At 72.6% G+C, this 25844-nt stretch carries 21 protein-coding genes; 5 read left to right on the forward strand and 16 right to left on the reverse strand.

The window, feature by feature from the left end; genetic code table 11:
• The first annotated feature begins 76 nt into the window (after positions 1–76).
• A complete protein-coding gene (locus tag ACQP60_RS20015; protein ID WP_429736233.1) occupies positions 77–1819 on the forward strand; it encodes a cellulase family glycosylhydrolase in 1743 nt (580 codons plus the stop codon).
• A gap of 85 nt (positions 1820–1904) precedes the next feature.
• Here the strand turns inward: ACQP60_RS20015 and ACQP60_RS20020 are convergent, their stop codons facing one another.
• The 9 genes from ACQP60_RS20020 to ACQP60_RS20060 all read right to left on the reverse strand — a co-directional run bounded on the left by ACQP60_RS20020 (position 1905) and on the right by ACQP60_RS20060 (position 14574).
• Positions 1905–3041 (reverse strand): non-reducing end alpha-L-arabinofuranosidase family hydrolase, encoded by a 1137-nt coding sequence (locus ACQP60_RS20020; RefSeq protein WP_429736235.1) that lies wholly within the window; start codon positions 3039–3041, stop codon positions 1905–1907.
• A 74-nt stretch (positions 3042–3115) separates the two neighbouring features.
• Positions 3116–4645 (reverse strand): non-reducing end alpha-L-arabinofuranosidase family hydrolase, encoded by a 1530-nt coding sequence (locus ACQP60_RS20025; protein ID WP_429736237.1) that lies wholly within the window; start codon positions 4643–4645, stop codon positions 3116–3118.
• Between the two features lie 56 nt (positions 4646–4701).
• The gene (locus ACQP60_RS20030) at positions 4702–6168 is read right to left on the reverse strand and encodes a glycoside hydrolase family 10 protein (RefSeq protein ID WP_429736239.1); all 1467 of its coding nucleotides are present in this window, start codon (positions 6166–6168) and stop codon (positions 4702–4704) included.
• A 259-nt stretch (positions 6169–6427) separates the two neighbouring features.
• Entirely contained in the window at positions 6428–8515 is a 2088-nt protein-coding gene (locus tag ACQP60_RS20035) for a beta-galactosidase (protein ID WP_429736241.1), read from the reverse strand.
• Positions 8516–8567: 52 nt separating this feature from the next.
• On the reverse strand, positions 8568–9248 hold the full coding sequence (locus tag ACQP60_RS20040) for a DUF624 domain-containing protein (protein ID WP_429736243.1): 681 nt from the start codon (positions 9246–9248) through the stop codon (positions 8568–8570).
• On the reverse strand, positions 9248–10801 hold the full coding sequence (locus tag ACQP60_RS20045; RefSeq protein ID WP_429736245.1) for a GH39 family glycosyl hydrolase: 1554 nt from the start codon (positions 10799–10801) through the stop codon (positions 9248–9250). The genes ACQP60_RS20040 and ACQP60_RS20045 overlap by 1 nt, the downstream gene beginning before the upstream one ends.
• Positions 10802–10909: 108 nt before the next feature.
• Positions 10910–12577, reverse strand: coding sequence for an ABC transporter substrate-binding protein (locus ACQP60_RS20050; protein ID WP_429736247.1), 1668 nt, complete (start codon positions 12575–12577; stop codon positions 10910–10912).
• Positions 12578–12658: 81 nt separating this feature from the next.
• On the reverse strand, positions 12659–13585 hold the full coding sequence (locus ACQP60_RS20055; protein ID WP_429736249.1) for a carbohydrate ABC transporter permease: 927 nt from the start codon (positions 13583–13585) through the stop codon (positions 12659–12661).
• Positions 13579–14574: an ABC transporter permease gene (locus ACQP60_RS20060; RefSeq protein ID WP_429736251.1), complete on the reverse strand. Its 996-nt coding sequence runs from the start codon at positions 14572–14574 to the stop codon at positions 13579–13581. The genes ACQP60_RS20055 and ACQP60_RS20060 overlap by 7 nt, the downstream gene beginning before the upstream one ends.
• A 264-nt stretch (positions 14575–14838) precedes the next feature.
• Here ACQP60_RS20060 and ACQP60_RS20065 point away from each other — a divergent pair, with 264 nt between their 5' ends.
• Positions 14839–15867, forward strand: coding sequence for a LacI family DNA-binding transcriptional regulator (locus ACQP60_RS20065; protein WP_429736253.1), 1029 nt, complete (start codon positions 14839–14841; stop codon positions 15865–15867).
• Between the two features lie 81 nt (positions 15868–15948).
• Here the strand turns inward: ACQP60_RS20065 and ACQP60_RS20070 are convergent, their stop codons facing one another.
• Positions 15949–17055: a sugar kinase gene (locus ACQP60_RS20070; protein WP_429736255.1), complete on the reverse strand. Its 1107-nt coding sequence runs from the start codon at positions 17053–17055 to the stop codon at positions 15949–15951.
• A gap of 34 nt (positions 17056–17089) precedes the next feature.
• The gene (gene eda, locus ACQP60_RS20075; protein ID WP_429736257.1) at positions 17090–17743 is read right to left on the reverse strand and encodes a bifunctional 4-hydroxy-2-oxoglutarate aldolase/2-dehydro-3-deoxy-phosphogluconate aldolase; all 654 of its coding nucleotides are present in this window, start codon (positions 17741–17743) and stop codon (positions 17090–17092) included.
• Between the two features lie 67 nt (positions 17744–17810).
• Between eda and ACQP60_RS20080 the strand changes: the two genes are divergently transcribed.
• The 3 genes from ACQP60_RS20080 to ACQP60_RS20090 are packed head-to-tail and all read left to right on the forward strand — an operon-like array spanning position 17811 to position 20290.
• Positions 17811–18542 carry an IclR family transcriptional regulator gene (locus ACQP60_RS20080; protein WP_429736259.1) on the forward strand — a complete coding sequence of 244 codons (732 nt, stop codon included), beginning with the start codon at positions 17811–17813 and terminating at the stop codon, positions 18540–18542.
• Positions 18543–18554: 12 nt separating this feature from the next.
• Entirely contained in the window at positions 18555–19559 is a 1005-nt protein-coding gene (locus ACQP60_RS20085; RefSeq protein WP_429736261.1) for an NAD-dependent epimerase/dehydratase family protein, read from the forward strand.
• A gap of 50 nt (positions 19560–19609) precedes the next feature.
• Positions 19610–20290: an HAD hydrolase-like protein gene (locus ACQP60_RS20090; protein ID WP_429736263.1), complete on the forward strand. Its 681-nt coding sequence runs from the start codon at positions 19610–19612 to the stop codon at positions 20288–20290.
• A 46-nt stretch (positions 20291–20336) separates the two neighbouring features.
• On the opposite strand, the gene ACQP60_RS20095 is transcribed toward ACQP60_RS20090, so the two are convergent.
• The 5 genes from ACQP60_RS20095 to ACQP60_RS20115 are packed head-to-tail and all read right to left on the reverse strand — an operon-like array spanning position 20337 to position 25588.
• Positions 20337–21422: an LLM class flavin-dependent oxidoreductase gene (locus ACQP60_RS20095; protein WP_429736265.1), complete on the reverse strand. Its 1086-nt coding sequence runs from the start codon at positions 21420–21422 to the stop codon at positions 20337–20339.
• Positions 21419–22828, reverse strand: coding sequence for an LLM class flavin-dependent oxidoreductase (locus ACQP60_RS20100; RefSeq protein WP_429736267.1), 1410 nt, complete (start codon positions 22826–22828; stop codon positions 21419–21421). Before ACQP60_RS20100 ends, ACQP60_RS20095 begins: the two co-directional genes overlap by 4 nt.
• On the reverse strand, positions 22825–23613 hold the full coding sequence (locus ACQP60_RS20105; RefSeq protein ID WP_429736269.1) for an ABC transporter ATP-binding protein: 789 nt from the start codon (positions 23611–23613) through the stop codon (positions 22825–22827). Before ACQP60_RS20105 ends, ACQP60_RS20100 begins: the two co-directional genes overlap by 4 nt.
• A complete protein-coding gene (locus tag ACQP60_RS20110; protein WP_429736271.1) occupies positions 23589–24485 on the reverse strand; it encodes an ABC transporter permease in 897 nt (298 codons plus the stop codon). Before ACQP60_RS20110 ends, ACQP60_RS20105 begins: the two co-directional genes overlap by 25 nt.
• A complete protein-coding gene (locus tag ACQP60_RS20115; protein WP_429736273.1) occupies positions 24482–25588 on the reverse strand; it encodes an ABC transporter substrate-binding protein in 1107 nt (368 codons plus the stop codon). Before ACQP60_RS20115 ends, ACQP60_RS20110 begins: the two co-directional genes overlap by 4 nt.
• Between the last annotated feature and the right edge of the window lie 256 nt (positions 25589–25844).

Below are 25844 nucleotides of genomic sequence, written 5' to 3' on the forward strand. Positions count from 1 at the left end.
CTGCCGGACCGGCGACGCCGTCGGTCCGGCCGGTCGGAGCCACGACCATCACCCGTGCGCGACGAAGGGCACCACCGTGAAACGACCGCTCAGGACGACGCTCACCGCCCTCGCGGCGGGCCTGGCGCTGGCCGCCGGGCTCGCCGCCCCGGCCGGCGCCGCACCGGCGCATCCGCAGCACCCCGCACATCCCACGCACCCGGCGCACCCGGCGCACCCCCACCGCGCGGACGACGCGGCCGAGACGGTGGCCGCGATGCAGCCCGGCTGGAACCTCGGCAACTCGCTCGACGCCGTCGGCGCCGACGAGACCGCCTGGGGCAACCCGCGCGTCACGCCGGAGCTCCTCGCCGCGGTGAAGGACGAGGGCTTCCGCAGCGTGCGCATCCCGGTCACCTGGGACGACCACCAGGGCGGCGCCCCCGACCACACCCTCGACGCGGCGTACCTCGACCGCGTCGAGGAGGTCGTGGACCAGGCCCTCGCCGAGGACCTCTACGTGCTGCTCGACGTCCACCACGACTCGTGGCTCTGGGCGAACGCGATGTCCACCGACCCGGACGGCGTGCGCGACCGCTTCCGCGCCACGTGGGAGCAGCTCGCCGAGCGGTTCCGCGACCACCCGTCCGAGCTGTTGTTCGAGAGCCTCAACGAGCCGCAGTTCGCCGGCGTGGACGACGCCCGGGGCGACGTGCTGCTCGACGACCTCAACACGGTGTTCCACGAGGTGGTGCGTGCGTCCGGGGGCCGCAACGCCGACCGCGTGCTCGTGCTGCCCACGCTGCACACCAACGCCGGGCAGGAGCGGCTCGACGCCCTCGCCGACACCATCGCCGAGCTCGACGACCCGCAGCTCGCCGCCACCGTGCACTACTACGGCTACTGGCCGTTCAGCGTGAACGTCGCGGGCGGCACCCGCTTCGACGACACCGCCCGGGCCGACCTGACCGGCACGTTCGACCGCGTGCGGGCCACGTTCGTCGACCAGGGGATCCCGGTGATCCTCGGCGAGTACGGGCTGCTCGGCTTCGACCGCCACACCGGCACCATCGAGCAGGGCGAGAAGCTGAAGTTCTTCGAGGAGCTCGGCCACCAGGCCCGCGAGGCCGGCGTCACGACCATGCTCTGGGACAACGGCCAGCACCTCGACCGCACCGGCTTCACGTGGAGCGACCCCGAGCTGTGGGCGCAGGTCTCGTCGAGCTGGACCACCCGGTCCGGCACCGCGTCCACGGACCAGGTGTTCGTCCGCCCGGGCGACGTGACCGCGCAGACGGTCACGCTCGAGCCCCACGACACGCAGCTCGAGGGGCTGTTCCTCGACGGCGCGCCGGTCGCCGCCGCGGACGCCGCCGTCGCCGGCGACGAGGTGACGCTCTCGGCCGACTACCTGACGCGGCTGGTCGGCGACGGCGCGTACGGCGCGCACGCCACGCTCGAGGCGCGCTTCACCGCGGGCGTGCCGTGGCGGATCCACGTCATCGCGGCCGACACCCCCGTGCTCGCGGACGCCGCCGGCACCGTCGCCGACGGCGTCTCGATCCCCACGCAGTTCCGCGGCGACCGCCTCGCCACCATGGCGTCGGTCTACGCGGACGGCACCGGCGCCGGCCCGCAGAGCTGGACGCCGTTCCAGGAGTTCGACGCGTCGTTCGCCCCCGACGAGGAGGCCGGCGCGATCCTGCTGCGCCCGGCCTACCTCGACACCCTGCGCGACGGCGAGCCCGTCTCGCTGACGTTCCACTTCTGGAGCGGCGACACGGTGGACTACACCGTCACCCGCAGCGGCGGCACGGTCACCGGCGTCGTCGCGGACTGAGCCGGTCGGGTCCTCGTGACCCGGCGCCGAGACGCCGAGGCCCCACCCGGTCGGGACCAGGTGGGGCCTCGGCGCCACCGCGCGCTCAGCCGTCGGCGCACATCGCGCTGATCGGGTTGGGCCCGTCGGCGGTCGCGAGCCCGAGCTGGTACGGCTTGTCGCCGTAGCCCGGGCCCGACGGCGCGGCCGGGTCGTAGCCCTGGAAGAGGAACTGCAGCGGCTGGCACGGGTCGACGGTCAGCTCCTGGGACCTGCCGCTGCGCAGCAGCTCGCCGTGGGAGAAGTCGTCCGTCCAGCGCTGCGTGGTGAACGTGGTGAACGCGGTCCGGGCGAACGGGTCGTCACCGGTCACGGCGAGCGGCTCCCACTCGTCCCCGACGGCGTCCAGGCCGTCCGCCGTCCACGCCTTGTACATGCGGGCGCCGTCGGGGCCGAACGCCTCGATCATCATGAGGTACCGGTCCGTGCCCTCGAGCTTGTACACGGCGTCGCCCTCGAACATCGAGAAGCGGTTCGGGTCCTCCTTCGCGATCACGGTGTTCGTGTACCCGTGCGGGAAGTCCTGGACCGACGTCTCGGACCGGTAGTGGTGCCCGTTGTCGTCGGTGGAGAACAGGTAGCACGTCTCGTCGTCGCAGATGTTCCAGAAGTCGAGCCAGAACCCGTTGCCGATGTTGTCCTGGACGATCTGCGGCATCCCGTCGTAGAAGTGCTTCGGCGCGCTCCAGGACGTCGGGTCGTCGATGTCCTGCGTGGTGGAGTAGGCGGCGTTGCCGTCCTGGTAGATCAGGTACCACGTCTTCTGCGGCGCGAAGTAGAACACCTGGGGAGCCGCCCGGTAGCCCGGGCCGATCGCCGTCGTGTCCAGGTACGTGATCGGGGCGGCGTCCGCGTCCGACCACCTCTCGAAGCTCTTGTGCGCGATGTGCCAGCCCTTCCCCTCGCCGGGCGTCGTCGTGAAGAACACGTGGTACCGCTTGCCGACCTTGACGACGGTCGGGTCCTTGACCGCGACGGAGTCGTGCGTCGCGTCGGGCTGCGGCGAGATCACCGGGTCGCCGGTGGTCCACCGGAACGACGTCGCGTCGTCGTCCGCCGTGCTCGCCGACATGCTGGCCGCCGACGCCGTCCCGCCGGCGGCGAGCGCCGTCACCGCGATCGTCCCGGCCGCGAGCGCGGCCGCCCATCGCGTTCGTCGCTGAACGCGTGCTGCGTGCATCATCTGCTCTCCTGTCTGATTCTGTGTCTGCGCCGGTGTCCGTGTCTGCATCCGTGGCTGTTGCCGTGCGGCGCGCCTCAGCACGTCGAGTTCGTCTGCGTGAGCAGCCCCATCCGCCAGGGCAGCAGGAGGTAGTCCCCACCGGCCGACGGATCGATCCCCTGGTAGACGTACTGGAGCCGGCACGGGCTGATCGGCAGGGTCTCGTCGTTGGCCGACCGCACCAGCTCGCCGTGGCTGAAGTCCTGCGTCCACGCCGTGCCGCCCGGGAAGGACACGTTCGCGCGGCCGGCGAAGGGCGACGACTCCGTGCTGGCGAGCGGCGTCCAGGCCCCGCCGAGGTCCGTCGCGGTCCACGACCGGAAGTAGCGCCGCCCGGTGGACCCGATCGCCTCCACGATCATGAGGTACTCGTCGCTCCCGTCGACCCGGTACACGTTGGACGCCTCGAACAGGTTGTTCTTGGTGTCGCTCATGAACAGCTCGGTGTCGCCGAACCCGTTCGGGAACTCCTCGACGGACGTCCTGGCCCGGTACATGTGGCCGTTGTCGTCGCTGAAGTACAGGTAGCAGGTCGCGTCGTCGCAGACGTTCCAGAAGTCGATCCACTGCCCGTCGCCCTTGTTCTGGGTGACGATCGCCGGCTCGTTCGCGATGAGCGGCTTCGGGGCCGACCAGGACCGAGGGTTGCTGGGGTCCGTCGTCGTGGAGTACGTCGGCGGGCCGGTCTGGTAGACCATGTACCACAGGCCGTCGCGGGAGTTCTGGAACACCTGGGGCGCGGCCCGGTAGCCGGGCCCGATCCCCGAGGTGTCGAGGTAGGTGTACGTCGCGTTCTTCGCGTCCGCCCAGTCCGTGAACGCGAAGTGCACCAGGCCCCAGCCGTTCCGGCTCGCGGTGGTCGCGTACACCTGCCACTGGCCGCCGTACCGGATCACCGAGAAGTCCTTGATGGCCACGCTCGGGTGGGTGGCGTCCGGCTTCGGGCCGGCGAGCACGCCGCTGGAGCTCCAGGAGAACGACGACGGGAGCGCGCTCGGCGCGACGTCGTCCACGGGGACGAGCTGCCACTGCTGGTTGGCCCCGCCCCAGCTGTCGTACTGGACCACGTTCGCGGCGTCGGCGGTGGACGCGCCCTGCACCTCGAGCGCCTTGCTGCTGTTCCGGTTGACCAGGGTGGCGTAGCCGCCCGACTCCGTGACCCGCCACTGCTGGTTGGTGCCGTTGCGGTCCTCGAACTGGACCACCTCGCCGCCGTTCGCGGTCGAGAAGTCCAGGACGTCGAGCACCTTGCCGGACAGCCGCGACTGGAGCCGGTAGTACCCGCCGCCCGAGTCGAGGAACCGCCACTGCTGCTGCGCCCCGTCGTTGCGGGGCCACTGGACGATGTCCGCCTTGTCCGCCAGGGACAGGTTGTACACGTCCAGCGCCTTGCCGCTGTTCCGGTTCACCAGCACGTACCAGGTGTCCGCCGCCGGGGCGGCGGCCGCGGCGGGTGCCGTCGCCACCGCGACCAGCCCGCCGACCAGCACCGTCGCCCCGGCCACGAGCGCCGCGATCCCCCGGCGCACCGTGCGCCGGGCCGTCGTCCGCGCCGTGTCTCGCATCGTCTTCCGCGTCGTCTTCCGTGTCGGCTTCCGTGTCGGCTTCCGTGTCGACATCGTCAGCCCACCTTCACGAGCTGCCACTGCTGGTTCGCGCCGCCCCAGCTGTCGTACTGGACGACGTCGGCGCCGTCGGCGGTGGACCCGCCCTGCACCTCGAGCGCCTTGCCGCTGTAGCGGTTGACGAGGGTGAGGTAGCCGCCGTTCGCGGTGACCGTCCACTGCTGGTTCTCGCCGTCGCGATCCTCGAACTGGACCACGTCGCCGCCGTTGGCGGTCGACCAGTCGAGCACGTCGAGCACCTTCCCCGACAGGCGCGACTTGAGCTGGTAGCCGCCGCCGGAGGGCTCGAAGCGCCACTGCTGCTGCGTGCCGTCGTTGCGCGTCCACTGGACGACGTCGGCCTTGTCGGCCGTGGACCGGTTGTACACGTCGAGCGCCTTGCCGCTCTGCCGGTTCAGGAGCACGTACCAGGCCGACGGGTCGACGCCCGGGATGGTGGGCGGGGGCGTGCTGCCGCCGTTGAGGGCGTCGAGCACGGCGGTGTAGGCGGCCTTGGGCTGCCCGGCGTCGTCGAAGAGCAGCGGGTCCTCGCCCGTGCGCCACGAGTCGCTGTCGCGGATGCCCCACACCGTGATGCCGGTGCAGCGCGCGACGGCGAGGCACGCCTTCGTCACGGACCCGAAGATGGCCGCCTGCTGCGGGCCGGCCGCGACGTCGAGCTCGGTGATCTGCACGTCCACGCCCAGGTCCGCGAACCGCTGGAGGTTGGCCTGGTAGTCGCTCGGCAGGGTGGTGAGGTGGCTCTGGAAGCCGACGCAGTCGATGGGGACGCCGCGGGACTTGAAGTCCTTGACCATGGCGTAGACGGCGTTCGACTTGGCGCCGATCCCGTCCGTGCCGTAGTCGTTGTAGCAGAGCTTCGCGCCCGGGTCGGCGGCGCGGGCGGCGCGGAAGGCCGCCTCGATCCAGTCGTTGCCGGTGCGCTGCAGGTTGGAGTCGCGACGCACGCCCTCGGGCCAGTCGGAGAACGCCTCGTTGACCACGTCCCAGGCGTAGACCTTGCCCCTGTAGTGCGTGGCGACCTGCGTGACGTGGTTGAGCATCGCCTGTCGCAGCGCGGGCCCTTCCATCGTCTGCGCCCAGGCCGGCTCCTGCGAGTGCCACAGCAGCGCGTGCCCGCGCACGTCCATGCCGTTCGCCACGGCGTGGTCGAGGATCTGGTCGCCGCGGGTGTAGCTGAACTGGCCCTGGGACGGCTCCGTCGCGTCCCACTTCATCTCGTTCTCCGCCGTGACCGACGAGAACTCGCGGTCGAGGATCCCGGTGTAGACGGGGTCGCTCAGCCTCGACGCGGCCACGGCCGCCCCGAAGTATCGGCCCTGCGCCTCGGCCGCCGCCCCGAGCGTCGAGGCGGCCTGGGCCGCCGTCGCGCCCAGCGCGATCCCGGTGGTGACGGCGAGGGTCAGGGCGGTGAGGGCCGCCGCTGCGCGGCCCCGTCGCCTGCGTGTGATGGTCGCTGCCATGGTGCTGTTCAACTCCTCGTGTGGACGGTACGTCGTCGTGCCGATCGATGTGAGCGCTAACATCACGCGCCGACATCAGAGGTGGAACATGAAGGTGTGGATGGCGCCCGAGCGGGACGTCGTCGATCCCGCACCGAGCGCTCTCGACCTTGCCAGGCCGCCGTCGGCCCGGGCAAGGAGTTCTGACAACGTTTTCTATTCGTTTTATCGATATACCGTGGCCGACGCCAGACCCGGCCGATCGGGCGGGCGACGCGGTTCAGTCCTCGCGCAGGAGCACGACGTCGGTGGGCTCCAGGTGGAGCAGCTCCCCCGCCCCGATCCGGCGCCCGGTGAGCAGGTCCGTGCCCGCGGCGTGGGCCGCGACGTCGACGGCCTCGGTCGCGTGGTTCAGCACGAAGGCGAACCGCCCACCGTCGTGCTCGCGGACCGCCAGCTCGACGTCGGGCGCGTCGGCGTACGGGCCGACCAGCCCGTGCCCGTCCAGCACCCGGCGCACGACCCACGCGACGCCTGCGTCGTCGAGCGCCGTCGCGACGTACCAGGCCGCGCCGCCGCCCTCCCCGTCGTCGTGCGCACCGCGGCCGGCGTGGCGGTGGCGCGTCACCGCGGGCGTCCCGGCGTAGAACTCGGCGCCGTAGGTGCCGACGACGTCCGCGCCCTGCGGCACGAGCACCTCGAACACGAGCGTTGCGTCGGAGACGACTCCGTCGCCCGCGCCGTCGTCCAGGGTGACCGGGTTGGTGACGCCCGGCTCGGCGGAGTCGGTCTCCTCGACACGGACGCCGAACAGCCGGCCGAGCGGGCCGGGGGCGTCCATGAGGTAGGCGTTCGCGTCCTCGTCCGCGCGGCCGGACCAGTACGACGCGAGCACCGAGCCGCCGCGCGCGACGACGCCCTCCAGCCGCTCGGCGACGTCGCCCTTGAGCACGTGCAGCATGGGCGCGAGCACGACGTCGTACCGCGCGAGGTCGGCGGTGACCGGCACGACGTCGACCTGCGCCCCCGCCTGCCACAGCGCGCGGTAGTACGCGAGCACGGTGTCGACGTACCGGGCGTGCCGGTTGAAGCCGTCCGTCATCTCCGCGGCCCACCAGGAGTCCCAGTCGAAGAGCAGGGCCACGCGGGCGGGCGTGCGGGCGCCGAGGACGGCGTCGCCCAGCGCGTCGAGCTCCGCCCCGAGCGCCGCGACCTCCCGGAACGCGCGGGTGTCGGTGCGGCCGGCGTGGTCGAGCACGGCCCCGTGGTACTTCTCGCACGCCCCCTTCGACTGCCGCATCTGGAAGTACAGGACGGCGTCCGCACCGTGCGCCACGGCCTGCCACGACCACAGCCGCAGCACGCCCGGCCGCTTCACCGGGTTGACGTCGCGCGACGCGGTGATGGTCGGCGTCTGCTCCATGACCCAGAACGGCGCACCGCCCTTGAGCCCACGCATGACGTCGTGGGCCAGCGCCATGCGCGCGTGCTCGCGCTGCCCGGGCGGGTAGTTGTCCCAGGAGGCGAAGTCCAGGTCGTCGGCCCAGCGGTGGTAGTCGATCGGGCGGAACATGCCCATGAAGTTGGTCGTGACCGGCGTCGTCGCGTCGTGCTCGCGGATGCGCGCCTTCTCGTCACGGAAGTTCGCGAGCATCGCGTCGGACATGAACCGCCGGTAGTCGAGCGTGATGCCCTGGAAGGCCGTGTGGTCCGGGCCGCGCCAGTGCTCGCTGAGCATGTTGGGCGGCACGACCTGCTCCCAGTCGGTGAACGTGTGCGACCAGAACGCCGCGTTCCACGCCTCGTTGAGCCGGTCGAGGGTGCCGTACCGCTGCCGCAGCCACGCGCGGAAGCCGGCCGCGCACAGGTCGCACCAGCAGCCGCCGTCGAACCCGCCGTACTCGTTGCCGACGTGCCACGCGACCAGGCCGGGCGTGCCCGCGTACCGCTCGGCGAGGCGCCCCGCGAGCTCCGCGGACAGCCGCCGGTACACCGGCGAGCTGGGGCAGGCGTTGTGCCGCTGCCCGTACACGTGGCGCCGGCCCTGGAAGTCGGTGCGCTCCACCTCGGGGTGGCGGTGCGCGAGCCACGGCGGCAGCGCGCCGGTCGACGTGGCCAGCACGACGTCGCGGCCCGCGGCCACGGTGCGCTCGACGATCGCGTCCAGCAGCGCGAAGTCGTACGTGTCCTCGTCGGGCTGCAGCGTCGCCCAGGAGAAGACGTTGAGCGTCACCGTGTCGATCGACGCCAGGTCGAACGCCGCGTGGTCGGCCTCCCACACCTCCCGCGGCCACTGCTCGGGGTTGTAGTCGCCGCCGTAGCGGATCTTGCGGCCGGCGGGCAGGTGGGCGGGCTGTGCGGCAGGCACGGACGGTCCTCCGAGACGGACGGTGATCGGGTGGTACGGACGGTGCGGGAGGTCAGGCGACGAAGCGCGCGCGGACGTCGTCGAGCACGGGCTGCGCGACGCGCAGCAGGAAGACGAGCCACGCGACGGCGACGAGGGCGAGCACGAGCTCGCCCGCCAGCCACACGACGCCGACGGCCACCACGACGAGCGCGAGCAGGCCGACGGTCACGCCGGGCCGCCGGCCGAGGTAGTACACGGACAGCCGGGCCACGTCGCGGGCCCGGAAGGAGAACAGCGACGCGAGCAGCAGAGCGTGCACGGCCCAGAGCAGCACGACGAGGCCCACCACGCCCAGCACGACGGCGTAGGCCACGCCGATCCCGGCGACCTGGCGGTGCACGACCGACGTGAGGACGACGCCGAGCACCACCGTCGCGGGCACCCACAGACGCAGCACGTCGAGCCAGTTCAGCCGCAGACCGCGCAGGAACGTACGGCCCGGCACGGGCTCGTCGGCGCCCGCCCGCGCGTGCAGGGCGAAGAGGCCCGCGGACAGGAACGGCGCCGCCGGGACCAGGCACAGGGGCACCAGCAGGGCGTTGCCCGTGGACCGGTCGAGCAGCGCGACCAGCACCAGGCTGGGCACGCAGCCCAGCGCGACCAGGGCGCCCACGACGACGTACCAGTAGATGCGCGCCGTGATCCGGGCCAGCACGCCGTCCCCGAACTCGCGGGGCGCCGCGGCCGCCATCAGGACGCCTGCCCGTCGCCGTCGAGCCCGCGACCGTGCCCTCGGCCCAGGATGCGCGCGTCGTCGAGCCAGGGCGGCGTCTCGTCGCGCACCGGGTCGATCTCCACGAGCGTCACCTCGTGCCGGGCGAGCGTGAGGGCCAGGTCGGCACGGCCGCCCGCCACCTCGAGCGACGTGTGCGTGCGGCCAGGGACCGAGGCCTCGTGCAGCAGGTCGAGCTGCCGCGGCGTCGGCGACGCCGGGCGGCCGAGGTGGCGCCACGCGCTGAACGCGTTGCCCTCGTCGTCGTTGACGCGCGAGCGGTGCACGGACGCCCGGCGCGTCGTCGCGTCGCCGACGGGCAGGCTCAGCCGCAGCTCGTGCCGGTCCGGCTCCTCGGCGTCGGCCGTGCCGCCCGCCGGCTGCCAGGCCAGCACGGTCACGCGACCGTCGTCGTCGCGCGTCACGAGGTGGTCCGCGCCGCGGTGCAGCACCTGGGTGCCCATCCGGGCCATGAACGCGTAGAGGTGGAACACCGGCTTGCGCAGCTGCCGGTGGCCGAGCATCCCGAAGCCCCCGTGGAACACCGACGTCGGGATGCCGATCTCCTCGAAGACGTCGCAGAAGGTCCAGTAGGAGAACGAGTCGACGAGGTCGCCGCCCTCGGAGAGCACCGGGGCCAGCGACGCCGCCTGGTACGCCGTGTCGTGCACGGGGTTGTCCGGGCGGTAGCTCGTGGAGAACTCGGTGACGTGGGCGGGCAGCCCCTCCAGGCGGGTGCCCGCGAGGAGCTTGGCCGGCGTGGCGAACTGGTCCAGCAGGTTCCGCGGGTGGCGCAGCGTCTGGTAGGTGCCGAACGGCACGTCCTGCGCGGGGCCGGTGGTGTAGGCGTGGAAGGACACGAAGTCGGCGGGCACGTCCCGGCGCTCGACGAACTCCGCGAACGGCGCCCACCAGTCGTCCGCGCCGGGCGAGATCGCGGGACCGCCCACCTGAAGGTCGGCGTCCACCTCCTTCACCGCCGCCGCGGTGACCTCGTACAGCCGGAAGTACGCCTCCTGCGACGCGCCCGACCAGAAGATGTCGAGGTTCGGCTCGTTCCACACCTCGATCGGCCACTGCCGCACCTCGTCGAGGCCGTAGCGGTCGATCTCGTGCCGCACCACCGCCTGGACCAGGGCCGCCCACTCGCGGTGGTCGCGCGGCGGGGTCACGTTGCCCTGCCACCAGAACACCGTCTGGTCCCCGGACGCGAGCGCCGACGGCATGAACCCGAGCTCGAGGAACGGCCGGATGCCCTGCGCGAGCCACGCGTCGACGACCTGGTCCGCGTAGGTGAAGGCGTAGCGGGTGCCGCGGTGGCCCGCCGCGTCGTAGGGGCGGTGGATGCCGACGTCGTCGGACAGCAGGCCGTGGCCGCGCACGTGGCGGAACCCGATCTCGGACTGCACGAGCGCCAGGGACTCCTGGTAGTCCTGGCGCAGCGCCAGGTTGAGCCGGCCGGTGCCGACGCAGCGACGCCAGGCGTCGGAGAGCCTTCCGGTGGGCTCGGTGGGGACGACGACGGTGGTCACAGATCAGGCTCCCGGTCGCGGTTTGGTCGTGCTGCCGCCGCGGCGGCAGGGGTGGAAGACGTCGCCGCCGGGCCCGTGCGGCGCGGGCCCGGCGGCGACGTCGGTCGGTCAGCCCTGACGCTCCAGGGCGGTGTTCATGGTGTCGATGAACTGCTGCGACCCCAGCCCGTCGATCTGGGCCACGTACGCGTCCCAGTCGTCGAACGACCGCTTGCCGGTGATGAACTCGGCGGTCGCCGCGGCGACGGCGTCCTTGATCTGGGTGTCCAGCAGCGTGTTCTGCTCCAGCTCCATCTCGTTCAGCCGGGCCGCGGGGGCGACCGGGAGCATCGTCTTGGAGTCGAGCACCGCGTTGGTCCAGTCCTTGATCTCGTCCGGCATCATGGCCTGGATGAGCTGCTGCGAGGAGCCGTTGGCCAGCACGAACACGCCGTTGCTGTAGCCGAAGTCCTTGTTCAGGAACTTCTTCGCGCCCGGGTTCATCGGGCCCCAGGTGATGTCGTCGTTCAGCACCGGGGTGCCGTCGGAGCCCTTGGAGTACGTCTCGCCCTCGACGCCGAACGTGCCGAACTCGATGCCCTGGTCGGAGAAGTACTGCCAGTCGACGTACTGCAGCAGCGCCTTGAAGTACGGCTTCTCGGCCGCGTCGGCGGAGATCATGACGCCGGAGGTGAACCGGCCGGAGGGCAGGTTGCTGCCGGCGGGGCCGCCGGGGATCGTGAGCATCCGGGTGGCGAAGTCCTTGCCGGCGTCCTCGATCGCCGTGCGGTACACGGTGAGCTCCTGCGTGTTGGCGGAGACGGCGGCGGACTTGCCGGTGACGAACTTCTGCTTGGCCTGGTCGTCGTTCTGCGTGATCTCCGGGTCCATCGTGCCGTCCTCGACCCAGCCGTTCACCGTCTCCAGGAGCTGCTTGTACGCGTCCGTGGTGCCGGTCAGCTCGAACTTCCCGGTGCCCTCGTCGTAGTGCGCGTTGTTGTAGCCCCAGCCAGCCGCGGTGTCGAAGTTGGGCGCCATGACGTTCAGCAGGGAGCCCAGGGGGTTCGGGTTCTCGTTCCAGCGGTCGGAGAACGCGTACTTGAGCTCCGGGTTCGCCGCCTTGACCTTCTCGAGGTCCTCGCCGAACTCCTCCCAGGTCGCCGGGTCCTCGGTGATCCCCGCCTTCTTCCACATGTCGTCGTTGATCATGACCGAGTACTGCACGTCGGGCTTCTCCCGCAGGCCGGGCAGCAGGTAGAACTTGCCGTCGTCCTGGCGCAGGTTGTCGAGGTCCTCCTGCAGCCCCCACTTCTCGATCTTGTCCGCGAAGTTCGGCATGTAGTCCAGGTAGTCGGACACCGGCAGGATCGCGCCGCCCGAGACGAACTGCGTCTCGGACCCGGCGTACGACACCGGCATGAGGTCGGCGGCCTCACCGGAACCGATGAGCAGCGACTTCTTCTGGTCCCAGTCGGCCAGGGGGATGTCGGTGCGGTCGAAGGTGACCCCGCGGTCGGACTCGAGGTGCTTGAAGACCGACCAGTCGTCCTTCACCGGGTAGTCCGGCATGTCGCGGTACATGAGCGAGAACTTCACCGGCTCGGTCGCCTTGAAGTCGGTGCCGACGGCGAAGTCGTCCATCGCGCCGACGGAGTGCTCGGCGTCGATGGTCACGGCACCGCCGGCCTCGCCGTCGCCGGAGTCGTCGCCTCCGCCGGAGCCGCAGGCGGCCAGGCCCAGCGTCAGGGAGGTCAGCGTCACGGCCGCCAGGGCCGCGCGCGTGCGGGTGCTCTTCATGGATTCTCCTCGGGTGACGAGCGTCGTCGCTCTACGGGATGAGTGAGTGGGGACGAGGGGTCGCCGGCGGGACCGGTGGCGTCAGCCCTTGACGGAGCCGAGCATCACGCCGGACACGAAGTACCTCTGGATGAAGGGGTAGAAGCAGACGATCGGCAGCACCGTGAGCAGCATCGTCACCGACTGGATGTTGGCGCCGATCTGCACCGTGTCCGCGCCCGCCATCCCGGCCGCCGGGTTCGACGCCGACGCGATGAGGTTGCGCAGGTAGACGGTGACCGGGAAGAGCTCCTTCTGGTCCAGGTACAGGAAGGCGCTGAACCACGAGTTCCACAGACTCACGGCGTAGAACAGGGTCATGGTGGCGAGCACCGCCTTGGACAGGGGCAGCACGATCCGGCCGAAGATCCCGTAGGTCGTCAGACCGTCGATCGCGGCGGCCTCCTCGAGCTCGGTGGGGAAGTTCTCGAAGAAGGACTTCATCACCAGCAGGTTGAACACGGAGATCGCCCCCGGCAGGACGATCGCCCACATGCTGTTGCGCATGTTCAGCACGTCCGAGACGAGGATGTAGTTCGGGATCAGGCCGCCGCTGAAGAACATCGTGAACACGGCGACGCCGATGAAGAAGCTGCGCCCCTTGAGGTGCTGTCGGCTCAGCGCGTAGGCGTACGGCGTGGTGAGCGCCATCGCGACGACCGTGCCGACCACGGTGTAGACGACGGTGTTCTTGTAGTTGATCCAGAACATCGCGTCGTCCATGACGACCTTGAACGTCTCGAGGTTGAACCCGCGCGGCAGCAGGTTGACCTCGCCCGCGGCGATGAACCCCTCCGACGAGAACGCCTTCGCCACGAGGTTGACGAACGGGTACAGCGTGACGGCGCACACGATCAGGAGCGCCACGACGTTCGCCACCGAGAACGTCCGGTACGCCACCGTGTCCTTGACCGTGGTCGGCTCCGTGCGGACGGCCGAGATGTCGGGGACGGTCGTGTCGGTCACCACAGCGAGGCTCCCACCAGACGGCGCGACGCATAGTTCGCGGAGAGGACGAGGGCGAGGCCGATGATCGCCTCGAAGAGACCGATGGCCGTCGCGTAGGAGAACTGCGCGGACTGGATGCCGACGCGGTAGAGGTAGGTCGAGATGACGTCGGCCGTGGTGTAGATCAGCGGGTTCTGCAGCAGCAGGACCTTCTCGAACCCGACCGCCATGAAGGAGCCGATGTTGAGGATGAGCAGCACCATCATCGTGGGACGGATGCCCGGCAGGGTGATGTGCCAGGTCTGCTGCCACCGGTTGGCGCCGTCGATCCGCGCGGCCTCGTAGAGCTGGTCGTCGACGGTCGTGAGGGCGGCGAGGTAGAGGATCGTGCCCCACCCGACGGTCTGCCAGACCTCGGAGCTCACGTAGATCGTCCGGAACCAGCCGGGCTCCTGCATGAACGCGATCGGGTCGTGACCGAAGGCCGTGACGATCTGGTTCACGGTGCCGTTGACCGACGTGAGCTGCAGCACCAGGCCCGCCACGATCACGATCGACATGAAGTGCGGCAGGTACGAGATCGTCTGCACGGCCTTCTTGAACTTGCGCGACCGCAGCTCGTTGAGCATGAGCGCCAGCACGATCGGCAGGGGGAACGTGACCAGCAGCGTGAGGCCGCCGAGGATCACGGTGTTCCAGAACACCTGCCAGAACTGCTGGTTGTGGATGAACATGTCGAAGTAGTAGAAGCCCACCCACTCGTCCCCGAGCGGGTTGCCGCCGGGACGGAACCGGCGGAAGGCGATGACGTTGCCGACCATCGGCACGTACTTGAAGAGCAGGAACCACACCAGCGGCACGGCCACGAAGGTGTAGAGCCGCCAGTCCTTGCGCAGCGCCTGGCGCCACGTGGTGCGCGCCCGCCGCCGCGGCTCGTCCCGCGGTGGTGGTGACGACGGTGCGTCGTCGATCGGTGGGACGGTCACCACCGTCCCTGCGGCTTGCGCCATGGATCCCCCAGCCGTCACGTCGTCGTGCGGTCCGCCGGTCGCAACCTCGCGCCGACGATCCGAAACTTTCGTCATTGAAAACGTTCTCCAACTGCCGCCGAGAGTAGGGGGCAGATTCGGTGACGGTCAAGCACCCGCCCGATCACGGTCTGATCACGGCGCCCGTCGGCGCCGGAAGCACCCTCCGCGTCGTGTACGGTCGAGCCGAAACTTGCGGGAGTTCGTGCGGCACGAGCACGACGCCGCACCACGACAGGACGGACGATGAGCACCCCCACCCCGCAGGGCCCGACGCCGACGATCGCCGAGATCGCGCGTGAGCTGGGCGTGTCCGCGCCCACGGTGTCGAAGGTGCTGAACGGGCGGACGGACGTCGCGCCCGCGACCCGCGACCGCGTGGAGGCCGCGCTGGAGCGGCACCGCTACCGGCGGCGGCGGGCCGCGACGCCTCCGGTCGGCGCCGGGCTCGTGGACCTCGTCTTCCACCGGGTCGGCTCGGCCTGGTCCACGGAGATCATCCGGGGCGTGGAGGACGCCGCCGCGGCCGCCGGGGTGAGCGTCATCCTGTCCGAGCTGGGCGGGCAGCACCGGCCGCCGTCCACCTGGCTCGAGACGACGCTCTCCCGCCCGCCGCTGGGCGTGCTGCTCGTCGCCGCCAGCCTGAGCGCGTCCCAGCGGCCCCGCCTCACGACGCGCGGCATCCCGTACGTCGTCATCGACACGGACGGCGAGCCGCCGCCCGACGTGCCGACGGTCGGGTCGGACAACTGGAGCGGCGGCCTGGCCGCGACGCGGCACCTGATCGAGCTGGGGCACCGGCGCATCGCCGCCATCTCGGGGCCCGGCAACATGCTGTGCGCCCGCGCCCGCCTGGACGGCTACCGCACCGCGCTCGAGGAGGCGGGGATCGCCTTCGACCCCGCGCTGGTGCGGTCGGGCAACTTCGAGGTCGAGTCCGGCTACCGCTGCGGCAGCGAGCTGCTCGATCTTCCCGAGCGCCCCACCGCCGTGTTCGCCGGGTCGGACATGCAGGGGATCGGGCTGCTGCGTGCCGCGCAGCAGCGCGGCCTGACCGTGCCGCGCGACCTGTCCGTCGTCGGATACGACGACCTGCCCCTCGCGAACTGGACCACGCCGGCGCTGACCACCGTGCGCCAGCCCCTGGTCGAGATGGCGACCACGGCCACCCGGCTGCTGCTCGACCTGGCCCGCGGCGAGACGCCGATGGCCCGCCGGGTCAACCTCGCGACCGCGCTCGTCGTCCGCGAGTCCACCGCTCCCCCGGCGCCCTGACGAACGACGTCGAGCGTGCCGACCCGCTCCTCACACCGGCTGTGCGAGGAGCAGGTCGGCACGCTCGATGCGCGGGGAGGATCAGCGCTGGACGCGCGCGCTGCCGCCGCCGGCCAGCTTGGCGACCTCGGCGAGCGTCGCCGTCGTCGTGTCGCCGGGCGTGGTCATGGCGAGCGCGCCGTGCGCGGCGCCGTACTCGACGGCCTGCTGGAGCGAGTCGAGCTCCATGAGCCCGTAGGCGAGGCCGGAGGCGAACGAGTCGCCGCCACCCACGCGGTCGAAGATCTCCAGGTCCGCGCGGTGCGTGGCCTCGACGAAGCCCTCGGCGCGCGACCAGGCGATGGCGCCCCAGTCGTTGACGGACGCGGACTTCACGCCGCGGAGCGTCGTCGCGATGACCTGGAAGTTCGGGTACGTCTCGGCGGCGGTGCCGATCATGGCGCGGAAGGCGCCGGTGTCGAGGTCGGTGAGGTTCTCGTCCACGCCCTCCACCTCGAAGCCGAGGGAGGCGGTGAAGTCCTCCTCGTTGCCGATCATCACGTCGACGTGGTGCGCCAGGCGGCGGTTGACCTCGCGCGCCCGCTCGACCCCGCCGATGCCCTTCCACAGGGAGGGGCGGTAGTTGAGGTCGTAGGACACGATCGTGCCGTGCTTCTTGGCCGCGGTCATGGCGGCCTCGGCGACGTCGGCGGCCGACTCGGACAGGGCGGCGAAGATGCCGCCGGTGTGCAGCCAGCGCACGCCGGAGCCGAACAGGGCGTCCCAGTCGACGTCGTCGGGCTGCATCTGCGCGATCGCCGTGTTGCCGCGGTCGCTGACGCCGACCGCGCCGCGCACGCCGAAGCCGCGCTCCGTGAAGTTGAGGCCGTTGCGCACGCTGCGGCCGATGCCGTCGTACTCGCGCCACTGCACCCACGAGGTGTCGAGGCCGCCGGTGAGCATGAAGTCCTCGACGAGGCGACCGACCTCGTTGTCCGCGAGCGCGGTGACGATCGCGCCGCGCAGGCCGAACGCGCGGCGCAGGCCGCGGGCCACGTTGTACTCGCCGCCGCCCTCCCAGACGTCGAACGAGCGCGTGGTGCGCACGCGGCGGTCGCCCGGGTCGAGGCGCAGCATGACCTCGCCGAGCGCGACGACGTCGTAGCGGCACTCGGCGGCGGGGCGGGTGGTGATCGAGGGGTTCGTCATGGTGTCGGTGCTCCTTGCAGGCTCGGCGGCGGGCTCAGACGGCGGCGGCGAGGGCGACGGCCTCGGCGGTGCGGCGGGTGATCTCGGCCCAGTCGCCGGCCGTCACGAGGGACTTCTCGACCATCCACGACCCGCCGACGGCGAGCACGGGGGCGAGGCCGAGGTAGTCGCCGAGGTTGGCGGCGCTCACGCCGCCGGTCGGCACGAACCGCAGGCCCGGGAAGGGCGCGGAGAACGCCTTGATCGCGGCCGGGCCGCCGACCACGGAGGCGGGGAAGAGCTTGACGACGTCGATGCCGAGGTCGAGCGCGGCCATGATCTCGCTGGGCGTGGCGACGCCCGGGAGGATCGGCACGCCGTGCTCCTGGGCCCGGCGCACGACGGCGGCCGAGAGTCCCGGCGACACGATGTAGCGTGCCCCGGCGTCGACGACGGCGTCCACCTGGTCGACGGTGGTCACGGTGCCCGCGCCCACGACGACGTCGGGCTGGGTCTGCGCGACGGCGCGGATCGCGTCGATGCCGCCGGCGGTGCGCAGGGTGATCTCGGCGACGGGGAGGCCGCCGGTGACGAGAGCGTCGGCGAGGCGCGCGCCCTCGTCGGCGCCGTCGACCACGACGACGGGCACGAGGCGGTGGGCGCCGAGCGCGGCGACGACGTCGCCGGCCGGGGTCGAGGGGGAAGACATCCTGGCTCCGTTTCGCTATGGTGAACGCACGTTGTTCACTACGGAACACCCTAGAGGACCATCCCCGATGACCCAACCCCCCAGCCCGCTCGGCAGCGTGGACAAGGCCCTGCTGACCCTCGACGCGCTCGCGCGGGCGGGCGCCGGCGGCCTGCCGCTCGCCGACCTCGCCGCCGAGGTGGGCGCCAACAAGTCGACGCTGCACCGCACGCTCGCGGCGTTGCGCCACCGGGGCTACGCCGACCAGCGGCCCGACGGCGCCTACACGCTCGGGGCGGCCGTGCTCTCCCTCGGCGCCGCATACCTGGCGGAGGACAACCTGCCCGGCCTGCTGCGCCCCGCGCTCGAGGCGCTGCGCGACGAGGTCGACGAGCTCGTGCACCTCGGCACCCTCGCCGGGCAGGAGGTCGTCTACCTGGACAAGGTCGAGCCGCAGCGTCCGCTGCGCGTGTGGTCCGCCGTCGGGCGCCGCATCCCGGTGGCGACGACGGCGCTCGGCCGCGCCCTGCTCGCCGCCGCGCCGGGCGACCTCCCGCAGGACGCGGACGGCACGCTCCGCGCCGCCGTGTCCGACGCGCGCGAGCGCGGGTACGCGTCGGAGCTCGAGGAGAACGAGCCGGGCATCGCGTGCGTGGCCGTCGCGCTGCTCCGCGGCGGCCGGCCCGTCGCCGCCGTGAGCATCACCGCGCCCGTCGAGCGCATGACCGGCCCGGCCCACGCCGCCCGTGTGGCCGCGCTGCGCGAGCTGCTGCCCACCGTCCTGCCGACCGGGCTGAGCGTCCCGGCGCCGTCGGCGTAGCACGATGGGCCCATGAGCATCCGCACCCCTCAGGACGTCCTGTTCATCGGCGGCTCCGGCGTGATCAGCGCCGCGAGCGTCGCCCGCGCCGTCGCCCTCGGGCACCGGGTCACGGTGCTCAACCGCGGCACGTCGACGACCCGCCCGCTGCCCCCGGAGGTCGAGACGCTCGTCGCCGACGTGACCGACGACGACGCCGTCGACGTCGCGCTGGCGGGCCGGGAGTTCGACGTCGTCGCGCAGTTCCGCGCGTTCCGACCGGACCACGTGGCGCACGACGTCGAGCGCTTCACCGGGCGGGTCGGGCAGTACGTGTTCATCTCCTCCGCGTCGGCGTACCAGACGCCGCCGGAGCGCCTGCCCGTCACGGAGTCGACGCCGCTGCGCAACCCGTTCTGGCAGTACTCGCGCGACAAGATCGCGGGCGAGGACGTCCTCGTGCGCGCCTGGCGCGACCACGGCTTCCCCGCGACGATCGTGCGCCCGTCGCACACCTACGACCGCACGCTGCTGCCCACCACGGGCGGCTGGACCGACGTCGCGCGGATGCGGGCCGGGAAGCCCGTCGTCGTGCACGGCGACGGCACCTCCCTGTGGACCCTGACCCACACGGAGGACTTCGCGGTCGGGTTCGTGGGCCTGCTCGGCCACCCCGCCGCCGTGGGCGACACGTTCCAGATCATGGGCACGCACGCCCCGACGTGGGACCAGGTCTACCGCTGGCTCGCGGCCGCGGCGGGCGTCGACGAACCCGAGCTCGTGCACGTCGCGTCCGAGACGATCGCCCGCGCGCTGCCCGACGTCGGGCCCGGGCTGCTGGGCGACAAGGCCCACTCGATGGTCTTCGACTGCGCCAAGCTGCGTGCCCTCGTGCCCGAGTTCGGCACCGCGATCACCTACGACCAGGCCGCCGTCGAGCAGATCGCCTGGCACGACGCGCACCCCGAGGCGCGACGCGTCGACCCGGTCCTCGACGCCGCGTTCGACCGCCTGGTGGCGCACGCGCGGGCCGTCTGACCAGCGGTCGCCCCGGCGGGCGCGCGGGCACGCCCACGTACCCTGCCGGGGTGACCCGCTCTCCCTCCCCGCTCGTCCTGCTCGACCTCGACGGCACGCTCACCGACTCCGCCCCCGGCATCGTCGCGGGCATCCGGCACGCCTACGGCGCGCTCGGCCTGCCCGTGCCGGACGAGGCCACGCTGCGCTCGTTCGTCGGCCCGCCCATCACCGACACGTTCCCGGAGCACGGCGTCCCGGCCGACCGCGTGGACGAGGCGGTGCGCGCGTACCGCGAGGTGTACGCCGCCGGCGGCATGTACGACAACCGGGTGTTCGACGGCGTCCCCGAGGTGCTGCGCGCCCTGCGGGCCGCCGGCTGCACCCTCGCCGTCGCGACGTCGAAGCCCGAGGTGTACGCGAAGCCCATCTGCGACCGGTACGGGCTCACGGAGCTGGTGGACGGCGTCTTCGGCGCGCCGCTCGACGAGGGCACCTCGACCAAGGCCACCGTGATCGCCACGGCCCTCGCCGCCCTCGGCCGCACCTCCCCCGTCGACCCCGCCGATGGCCCCGCGCTCATGGTCGGCGACCGCGAGCACGACGTGCACGGTGCCGCCGAGCACGGCATCCGCTGCGTCGGCGTCACCTGGGGCTACGCCGCGCCCGGCGAGCTGGAGGACGCCGGCGCCGTCGCGCTGGTGGACGACGTCGCCGACCTCACCGACGCGGCCCTGTCCCACCTCTCCTGAGAGTTGTCAGAGCCAGGTCGGTGCTGACTCTGACAACTCGCGCGGGTCAGTCGCGCAGCAGGGGCAGCAGCTGCTCGCCCTGGCGGCGGATCTCGTCCAGGTACGGGGTGTCGGACAGCACGAAGTGGGTGACGCCGAGGTCCTGGTAGCGCCGCAGGGACTTCGCGACGTCGGACGGCGAGCCCACCAGCCAGGTGGTCCCGGCGCCGCCTCCGCCGGCCCGGGCCGGCGCGGTGTAGAGGTTCTCGTCGAGCACGTCGCCGCGGGCGGTGAGGTCCAGCAGCCGCTGCTGCCCGACGGCGACGGGCCGGTCCGCGGAACGATGGTCGGCGTCGCGGTGCCATCCCTGGCGGCCCGCGGCCTCCGCGAGCTGCGCCACCTTGGCCTCGGCGTCGCGCCAGGCCTCGTCGGTGGTGTCGCGGACGAAGGTGGTGACGCGCAGCCCGAACTGCAGCGGCGCGTGCTCCCGGCCGACCCGCTCGCTCAGCGCGCGCAGCCGGTCGATCCGCTCCGCCACGCCGTCCAGCGGCTCGCCCCAGAAGAGCTGGACGTCGGCCTCGGCCGCCGCCACCTCCTCCGCCTCCGGCGACGCGCCGCCGAAGTAGAGCGTCGGGTGCGCGCGCCCCTGCCGCGCGACGGGCCTGAGGGGCAGCGTGGCTCCGGCGGCCCGGTAGTGGTCGCCGTCGTACGTCACGTCGTCCTGGGTCCACAGCCGGCGCACGAGCTGCAGGAACTCGCGGGTGCGCTCGTAGCGCGCCGCCCGGTCGGTGACGTCGTCGCCGTACTGCTCGACGCCGTCCTGCCCGGACACGATGTTGATCCGCACGCGCCCGCCGGTGAGATGGTCGAGCGTCGCGGCCGCCGACGCCAGGTGCGCCGGCTGCCAGTAGCCGGGCCGGATCGCGACCAGCGGGTTGAACGTCGTGGTGCGCGCGGCGAGCGCGACCGCCACGGTGAACGTGTCCGGGCGGCCCCAGCCGGTGCCGAGCAGCGCGCCGTCCCAGCCGTGCTGCTCCAGCGCGCGGGCCTGCTCGGTGAGCGTGTCCAGGCTGTTGTGGTCCGCCGTGACGACGTCGCCGCGGTGGCCGGCGCGCACCTGGTTGGGGATGTACCACAGGACGTCGGCGCTCATGCCCCCACCCCCGCGGTCGCGAGCTCTGCGGCGGCGAGCGACGTCGCCGACGATGACGACGAGTACCGGCTCGCCGGCCGCTCCAGCCCGTAGTGCTCGCGCAGCGTGGTGCCCTCGTACGCGGTGCGGAACAGGCCGCGCCCCTGCAGGATCGGCACGACGTGCGCGGTGAACTCCTCCAGCCCGCGCGGCAGCACGGCGGGCATGATGTTGAAGCCGTCCGCGGCCTCCGCGTCGTACCAGTCCTGGAGGGCGTCGGCGACCTGCTCGGGCGTGCCGGCCAGCGTGCGGTGCCCACGACCGCCGCCCAGCCGGCCGATGAGCTCGCGGACCGTCAACCGCTCGCGTCGCGCCAGCTCGACGATCAGCGTGTACCGGCTCTTGGCGCCCTCGATCTCGTCCTCGTCGGGCAGGTCGGCGGGGAGCTGCCGGTCCAGCGGCAGGTCCTCCGGGTCGACGCGCAGGGTCGCGGCGAGCTGCCGGCGCGCGTACTCGGGCACGATGAGCTCGTCGAGCTCGCGCTCGGCCGCCAGGGCCTCCGCCTCCGTCGAGCCGAGGACCGGCACGAGGCCCGGCAGGATCTTGATCCCGTCGGCGTCTCGCCCGGCCGCGACGGTCCGGGCCTTGAGGTCGGCGTAGAAGGCCCGGGCGTCGTCGAGCGTCTGGTGCGCGGTGAAGACCGCCTCGGCGTACCGCGCCGCCAGCCCCTTGCCGTCCTCGGACGACCCGGCCTGCACGATGAGCGGCCGCGCCTGCGGCGTCCGCGGGGTGGTGAGCGCGCCCGCGACGGAGAAGTGCTGGCCGACGTGCCCGGCCGCGTGGATCTTCGTCGCGTCCGCCCAGACGCCGCGCTCCTTGTCGCCGAGCACGGCATCGTCGTCCCACGAGTCCCAGAGCTTGGAGGCGACGTCGAGGAACTCCGCGGCGCGCTCGTAGCGGACGGCGTGCGCGGGCTGGTCGTCGAGGCCGAAGTTGCGCGCGATGTCCGGTCCCGCCGTCGTCACGACGTTCCACCCGGCGCGTCCGCCCGAGACGATGTCGATCGACGCGAACCGGCGCGCCAGGTTGTACGGCGAGTTGTAGGTGGTCGACGCGGTGGCGATGAGCCCGATGCGCTCGGTGGCGGCGGCGAGCGCGGTGAGCACGATCAGCGGGTCCAGGGACCCGGCGGGGCGGCGCCCGACGTCGCTGCGCAGGCCGGGGCCGTCGGCGAAGAAGACGGAGTCGAGCAGCCCCTCCTCTGCGGTGCGCGCCAGCCGCTGCAGGTAGGCGATGTTCGTCGACGTGTGGTCCGGGGAGCTCTCCGGCAGCCGCCACGACGCCTCGTGGTGGCCGGTGCTCATGAGGAACGCGTTGAGGTGGAAGGGTCCTGGGCGGTGGCCGTCGCGGCCGGCGGTGCGGGTCATGCGGTCACGTCCTTCCGCTCGACGCCGAGGGCGTCGAGCAGCTCGGTGCGGATGGCGGCGAACCGCGGGTCGGCGGCGTCGCGCCGCTCCCCGAGGTCGATGCGTCGTTCGACGGCGATGCGGCCGTGGTCGAGGACGACGACGCGGTCGGCGAGCACGATCGCCTCGTCGACGTCGTGCGTCACGAGCAGCACCGCGGGCCGGTGCCGGTCGTACAGGTCGCGCAGGAGCTCGTGCATGCGGATGCGGGTGAGGGCGTCGAGGGCGCCGAACGGCTCGTCGGCCAGGAGCAGCTGGGGCGAGCGGACGAGCGAGCGGGCCAGCGACACGCGCTGCTGCTCGCCGCCGGACAGCTCGTTCGGCCACGCCCGCTCCCGGCCGGCGAGGCCGACCTCGGCGAGCGCGGCCCGCCCGGCGTCGCGGGCGTCGCGTCGGCCGACGCCGTCCAGGCCCAGCACCACGTTGTCCAGCACCCGCGCCCACGGCAGCAGCCGGGAGTCCTGGAACACGACGGACACCTGGTCGGGCACGCGCACCTCGCCCGCCCCTGCGACGCCGTGGTCCAGTCCCGCGAGCGCCCGCAGCAGCGTCGACTTGCCCGAGCCGCTGCGGCCCAGGATCGCGACGAACTCCCCCGTCGCGAGCTCCAGGTCGAGGTCGTCGAGCACCCGGTCCTCGCCGTACGCGCGCACCAGGCCGTGCACGGCGACAGCAGGCGCCTCGGCGACGACGTCCGTGCCGGTCGCGGTGGGCGCGGCGGTCAGTCCTCCAGCGTGCGTCGCCATGCGAGCGCCCTCCTCTGCAGCAGCCGGACGGCGGCGTCGGCGCTGAAGCCGAGCACGCCGTACACGACGAGGCCGACGATGATGACCTCGGTCTGGCCGTAGGTGCGGGCGAGCTCCATCATGTAGCCGACGCCCGCGGTGGCGTTGACCTGCTCGACGACGACGAGCGACAGCAGGGACCCGGTGACGGCGAACCGCAGCCCGAGCAGGAAGCCGGGCAGCGCGCCCGGCAGCACCACGCGGCGCACGAACTGCGACCGGCTCAGGCGCACCGTCTCGGCCAGCTCGACGTACCTGGAGTCGATGGAGCGCAGCCCGTTGTGGGTGTGCACGTAGATCGGGATGAACACCCCGAGCGCGATGGTGATGACCTTCATCGGCTCGCCGATGCCGAACCACAGGATGAGCAGCGGCAGCAGCGCGAGGTTCGGGATGGCGCGCTTGACCTGGATCGGGCCGTCGAGCAGCGCGTCGCCCACCCGGCTGAGGCCGGAGGCGAGCGCCAGCACGACGCCGGCCGCGACGCCCCACGCCAGGCCGAGGGCCGCGCGTGTCAGCGAGACGCCCAGGTTCTCCTGGAGGTCGCCCTTCGCGATCAGCTCGCCGGCCGTCGTGACGACGGTCCACGGGGCGCTGAGCACCCGCTGGTCGACGAGGCCGGTGGCCGACCCGGCCACCCACACGCCGACGAGGACGACGACGCCGAGCAGCCCGGCCGCGGGGATCGGCCGGCCGAGGCCGAGCCGCCGACCCGCGGGGCGGACGTCCGGCCGCGCTCCCGGCCGGCCGTCGGGCGGCCCGCCGGCCGGTCTCGTCACGGTGCGGCCGCGGGGCGCGGTGCCCGCCCGGGTGACGGTGCCGAGGGCGGTCATCGGTCGTCCTCCGCTGCGCGCTGCGCCTCGACGCCGGCGGTCTGCGCGGCGACGAACCGCTCGTCGAAGAGGTCGCCGGCGTCGAGCGGCTCCTCGTCCAGCTCCTTCGCGAGCAGGTCGATCGTGTCCTGCGTGCGGGCGATGCCCTCGGTGAGATCGGCCGGGATGTCGAGGACGGCCGCGTGGTCGGTGAGGTACTGGGCGTCCTCCTCCGTCAGTCCCTCATGCTCGACGTAGTAGCCCTGCTTCCACTCCTCGGGGTGCTCCGCGATCCACACCTTCGCCTTCGCCCACACCTCGACGTACTCGTCGATCGCGGCGGCCTTGGCGGGGTCCTCGAGCACGGCCTTCGGTGCATAGAGGTGGCCGGCGTCGTCGCGCAGGCCGTGCTTGACCGACTGCGCGCCGTCGGCCTCGTACTTCGTGAGGTACCGGAACAACTGGGTGCCGCCCAGCGGCGCGACGTCGACCTCGCCGGCCGCCAGCGCGGTCGAGTACACGTCGCCGGTGCTGGGCAGCTCGACCAGCTCGACGTCGTCCTGCGTGAGGCCGGCCGCGGCCAGCGCCTTGAGCACCAGCGCGCCCTGCGCCTGTCCCGGGCTGAACGCGATGCGCTTGCCCGCGAGGTCGTCGAGCGAACCGAGCGTGACGCCGGGCCGTCCGGCGAGCTCGTAGATCGGCGCCTCCTGCCAGTTCTCCCGGTACTGCGTCGCGACGATCGACACCGGCACGCCCGTCCACGTCGCGTGGATGGGCGGGATCTCGGCCACCGCTCCGACGTCGAGGGACTCCGCCCGGAACGCCTCGATGGTCTGCGGCCCGCCGGACAGGTTGGCCCACTCCAGGTCGAAGTCGAGGTCGTGCTCGATCTCGTCGCCGGCCAGCTCGAGCGCCACCTCGGTGGTCGGGTCGCCGACGACGAGCGTCGTGCCCTCGGGGACGGCGGAGGGCAGCGGGTCGGAGGCGGCGAGCGTGCCGCCGGCGCTGTCGGCGGCCGCGTCGGCGACGCAGCCGGCGGTGCCGAGCAGTCCGACGACGCCGACGGCGACGACGGCCGCCCGTCGGGCGCCGCGGGCGCGGTGGAGGGCGATGGTTCGGGGCATGACGGGGTCCTCTCGGGGCGTGCGGGGGTACGCCACGTCACCCGGCCGCGCGACGGCGGACGGGGCGGTGGTCTCGAGCGGGTTCTGCTGCCGGGGAGGCCGGCGCGACGGCGTGCGTCGGGTCAGCGGCGACAGCGGCGACAGGGCGGACAGCCCCGGCGGGCGCACGGCACGGCGGCCCCCGCGGCGCGGGTGCCCGGGGACCGGAGTCCGTTCGTGTCGGCGTGCATGGCGGGGAAGGTAGGCGCCGCGCAAG

This window comes from Isoptericola variabilis (assembly GCF_050311655.1).
Lineage (GTDB): Bacteria > Actinomycetota > Actinomycetes > Actinomycetales > Cellulomonadaceae > Isoptericola > Isoptericola variabilis.

Bases quoted from the DNA above. Each gene is read 5' to 3' on its own strand.
- ACQP60_RS20065 (WP_429736253.1), top strand. From the start codon at position 14,839: ATGAGCACCCCCACCCCGCAGGGCCCGACGCCGACGATCGCCGAGATC.
- ACQP60_RS20025 (WP_429736237.1), bottom strand. From the start codon at position 4,645: ATGCGAGACACGGCGCGGACGACGGCCCGGCGCACGGTGCGCCGGGGG.
- ACQP60_RS20100 (WP_429736267.1), bottom strand. From the start codon at position 22,828: ATGACCCGCACCGCCGGCCGCGACGGCCACCGCCCAGGACCCTTCCAC.
- ACQP60_RS20105 (WP_429736269.1), bottom strand. From the start codon at position 23,613: ATGGCGACGCACGCTGGAGGACTGACCGCCGCGCCCACCGCGACCGGC.
- ACQP60_RS20020 (WP_429736235.1), bottom strand. From the start codon at position 3,041: ATGATGCACGCAGCACGCGTTCAGCGACGAACGCGATGGGCGGCCGCG.
- ACQP60_RS20040 (WP_429736243.1), bottom strand. From the start codon at position 9,248: ATGGCGGCCGCGGCGCCCCGCGAGTTCGGGGACGGCGTGCTGGCCCGG.
- ACQP60_RS20110 (WP_429736271.1), bottom strand. From the start codon at position 24,485: ATGACCGCCCTCGGCACCGTCACCCGGGCGGGCACCGCGCCCCGCGGC.
- ACQP60_RS20115 (WP_429736273.1), bottom strand. From the start codon at position 25,588: ATGCCCCGAACCATCGCCCTCCACCGCGCCCGCGGCGCCCGACGGGCG.
- ACQP60_RS20095 (WP_429736265.1), bottom strand. From the start codon at position 21,422: ATGAGCGCCGACGTCCTGTGGTACATCCCCAACCAGGTGCGCGCCGGC.
- ACQP60_RS20030 (WP_429736239.1), bottom strand. From the start codon at position 6,168: ATGGCAGCGACCATCACACGCAGGCGACGGGGCCGCGCAGCGGCGGCC.
- ACQP60_RS20060 (WP_429736251.1), bottom strand. From the start codon at position 14,574: ATGGCGCAAGCCGCAGGGACGGTGGTGACCGTCCCACCGATCGACGAC.
- ACQP60_RS20085 (WP_429736261.1), top strand. From the start codon at position 18,555: ATGAGCATCCGCACCCCTCAGGACGTCCTGTTCATCGGCGGCTCCGGC.
- ACQP60_RS20050 (WP_429736247.1), bottom strand. From the start codon at position 12,577: ATGAAGAGCACCCGCACGCGCGCGGCCCTGGCGGCCGTGACGCTGACC.
- ACQP60_RS20070 (WP_429736255.1), bottom strand. From the start codon at position 17,055: ATGACGAACCCCTCGATCACCACCCGCCCCGCCGCCGAGTGCCGCTAC.
- ACQP60_RS20080 (WP_429736259.1), top strand. From the start codon at position 17,811: ATGACCCAACCCCCCAGCCCGCTCGGCAGCGTGGACAAGGCCCTGCTG.
- eda (WP_429736257.1), bottom strand. From the start codon at position 17,743: ATGTCTTCCCCCTCGACCCCGGCCGGCGACGTCGTCGCCGCGCTCGGC.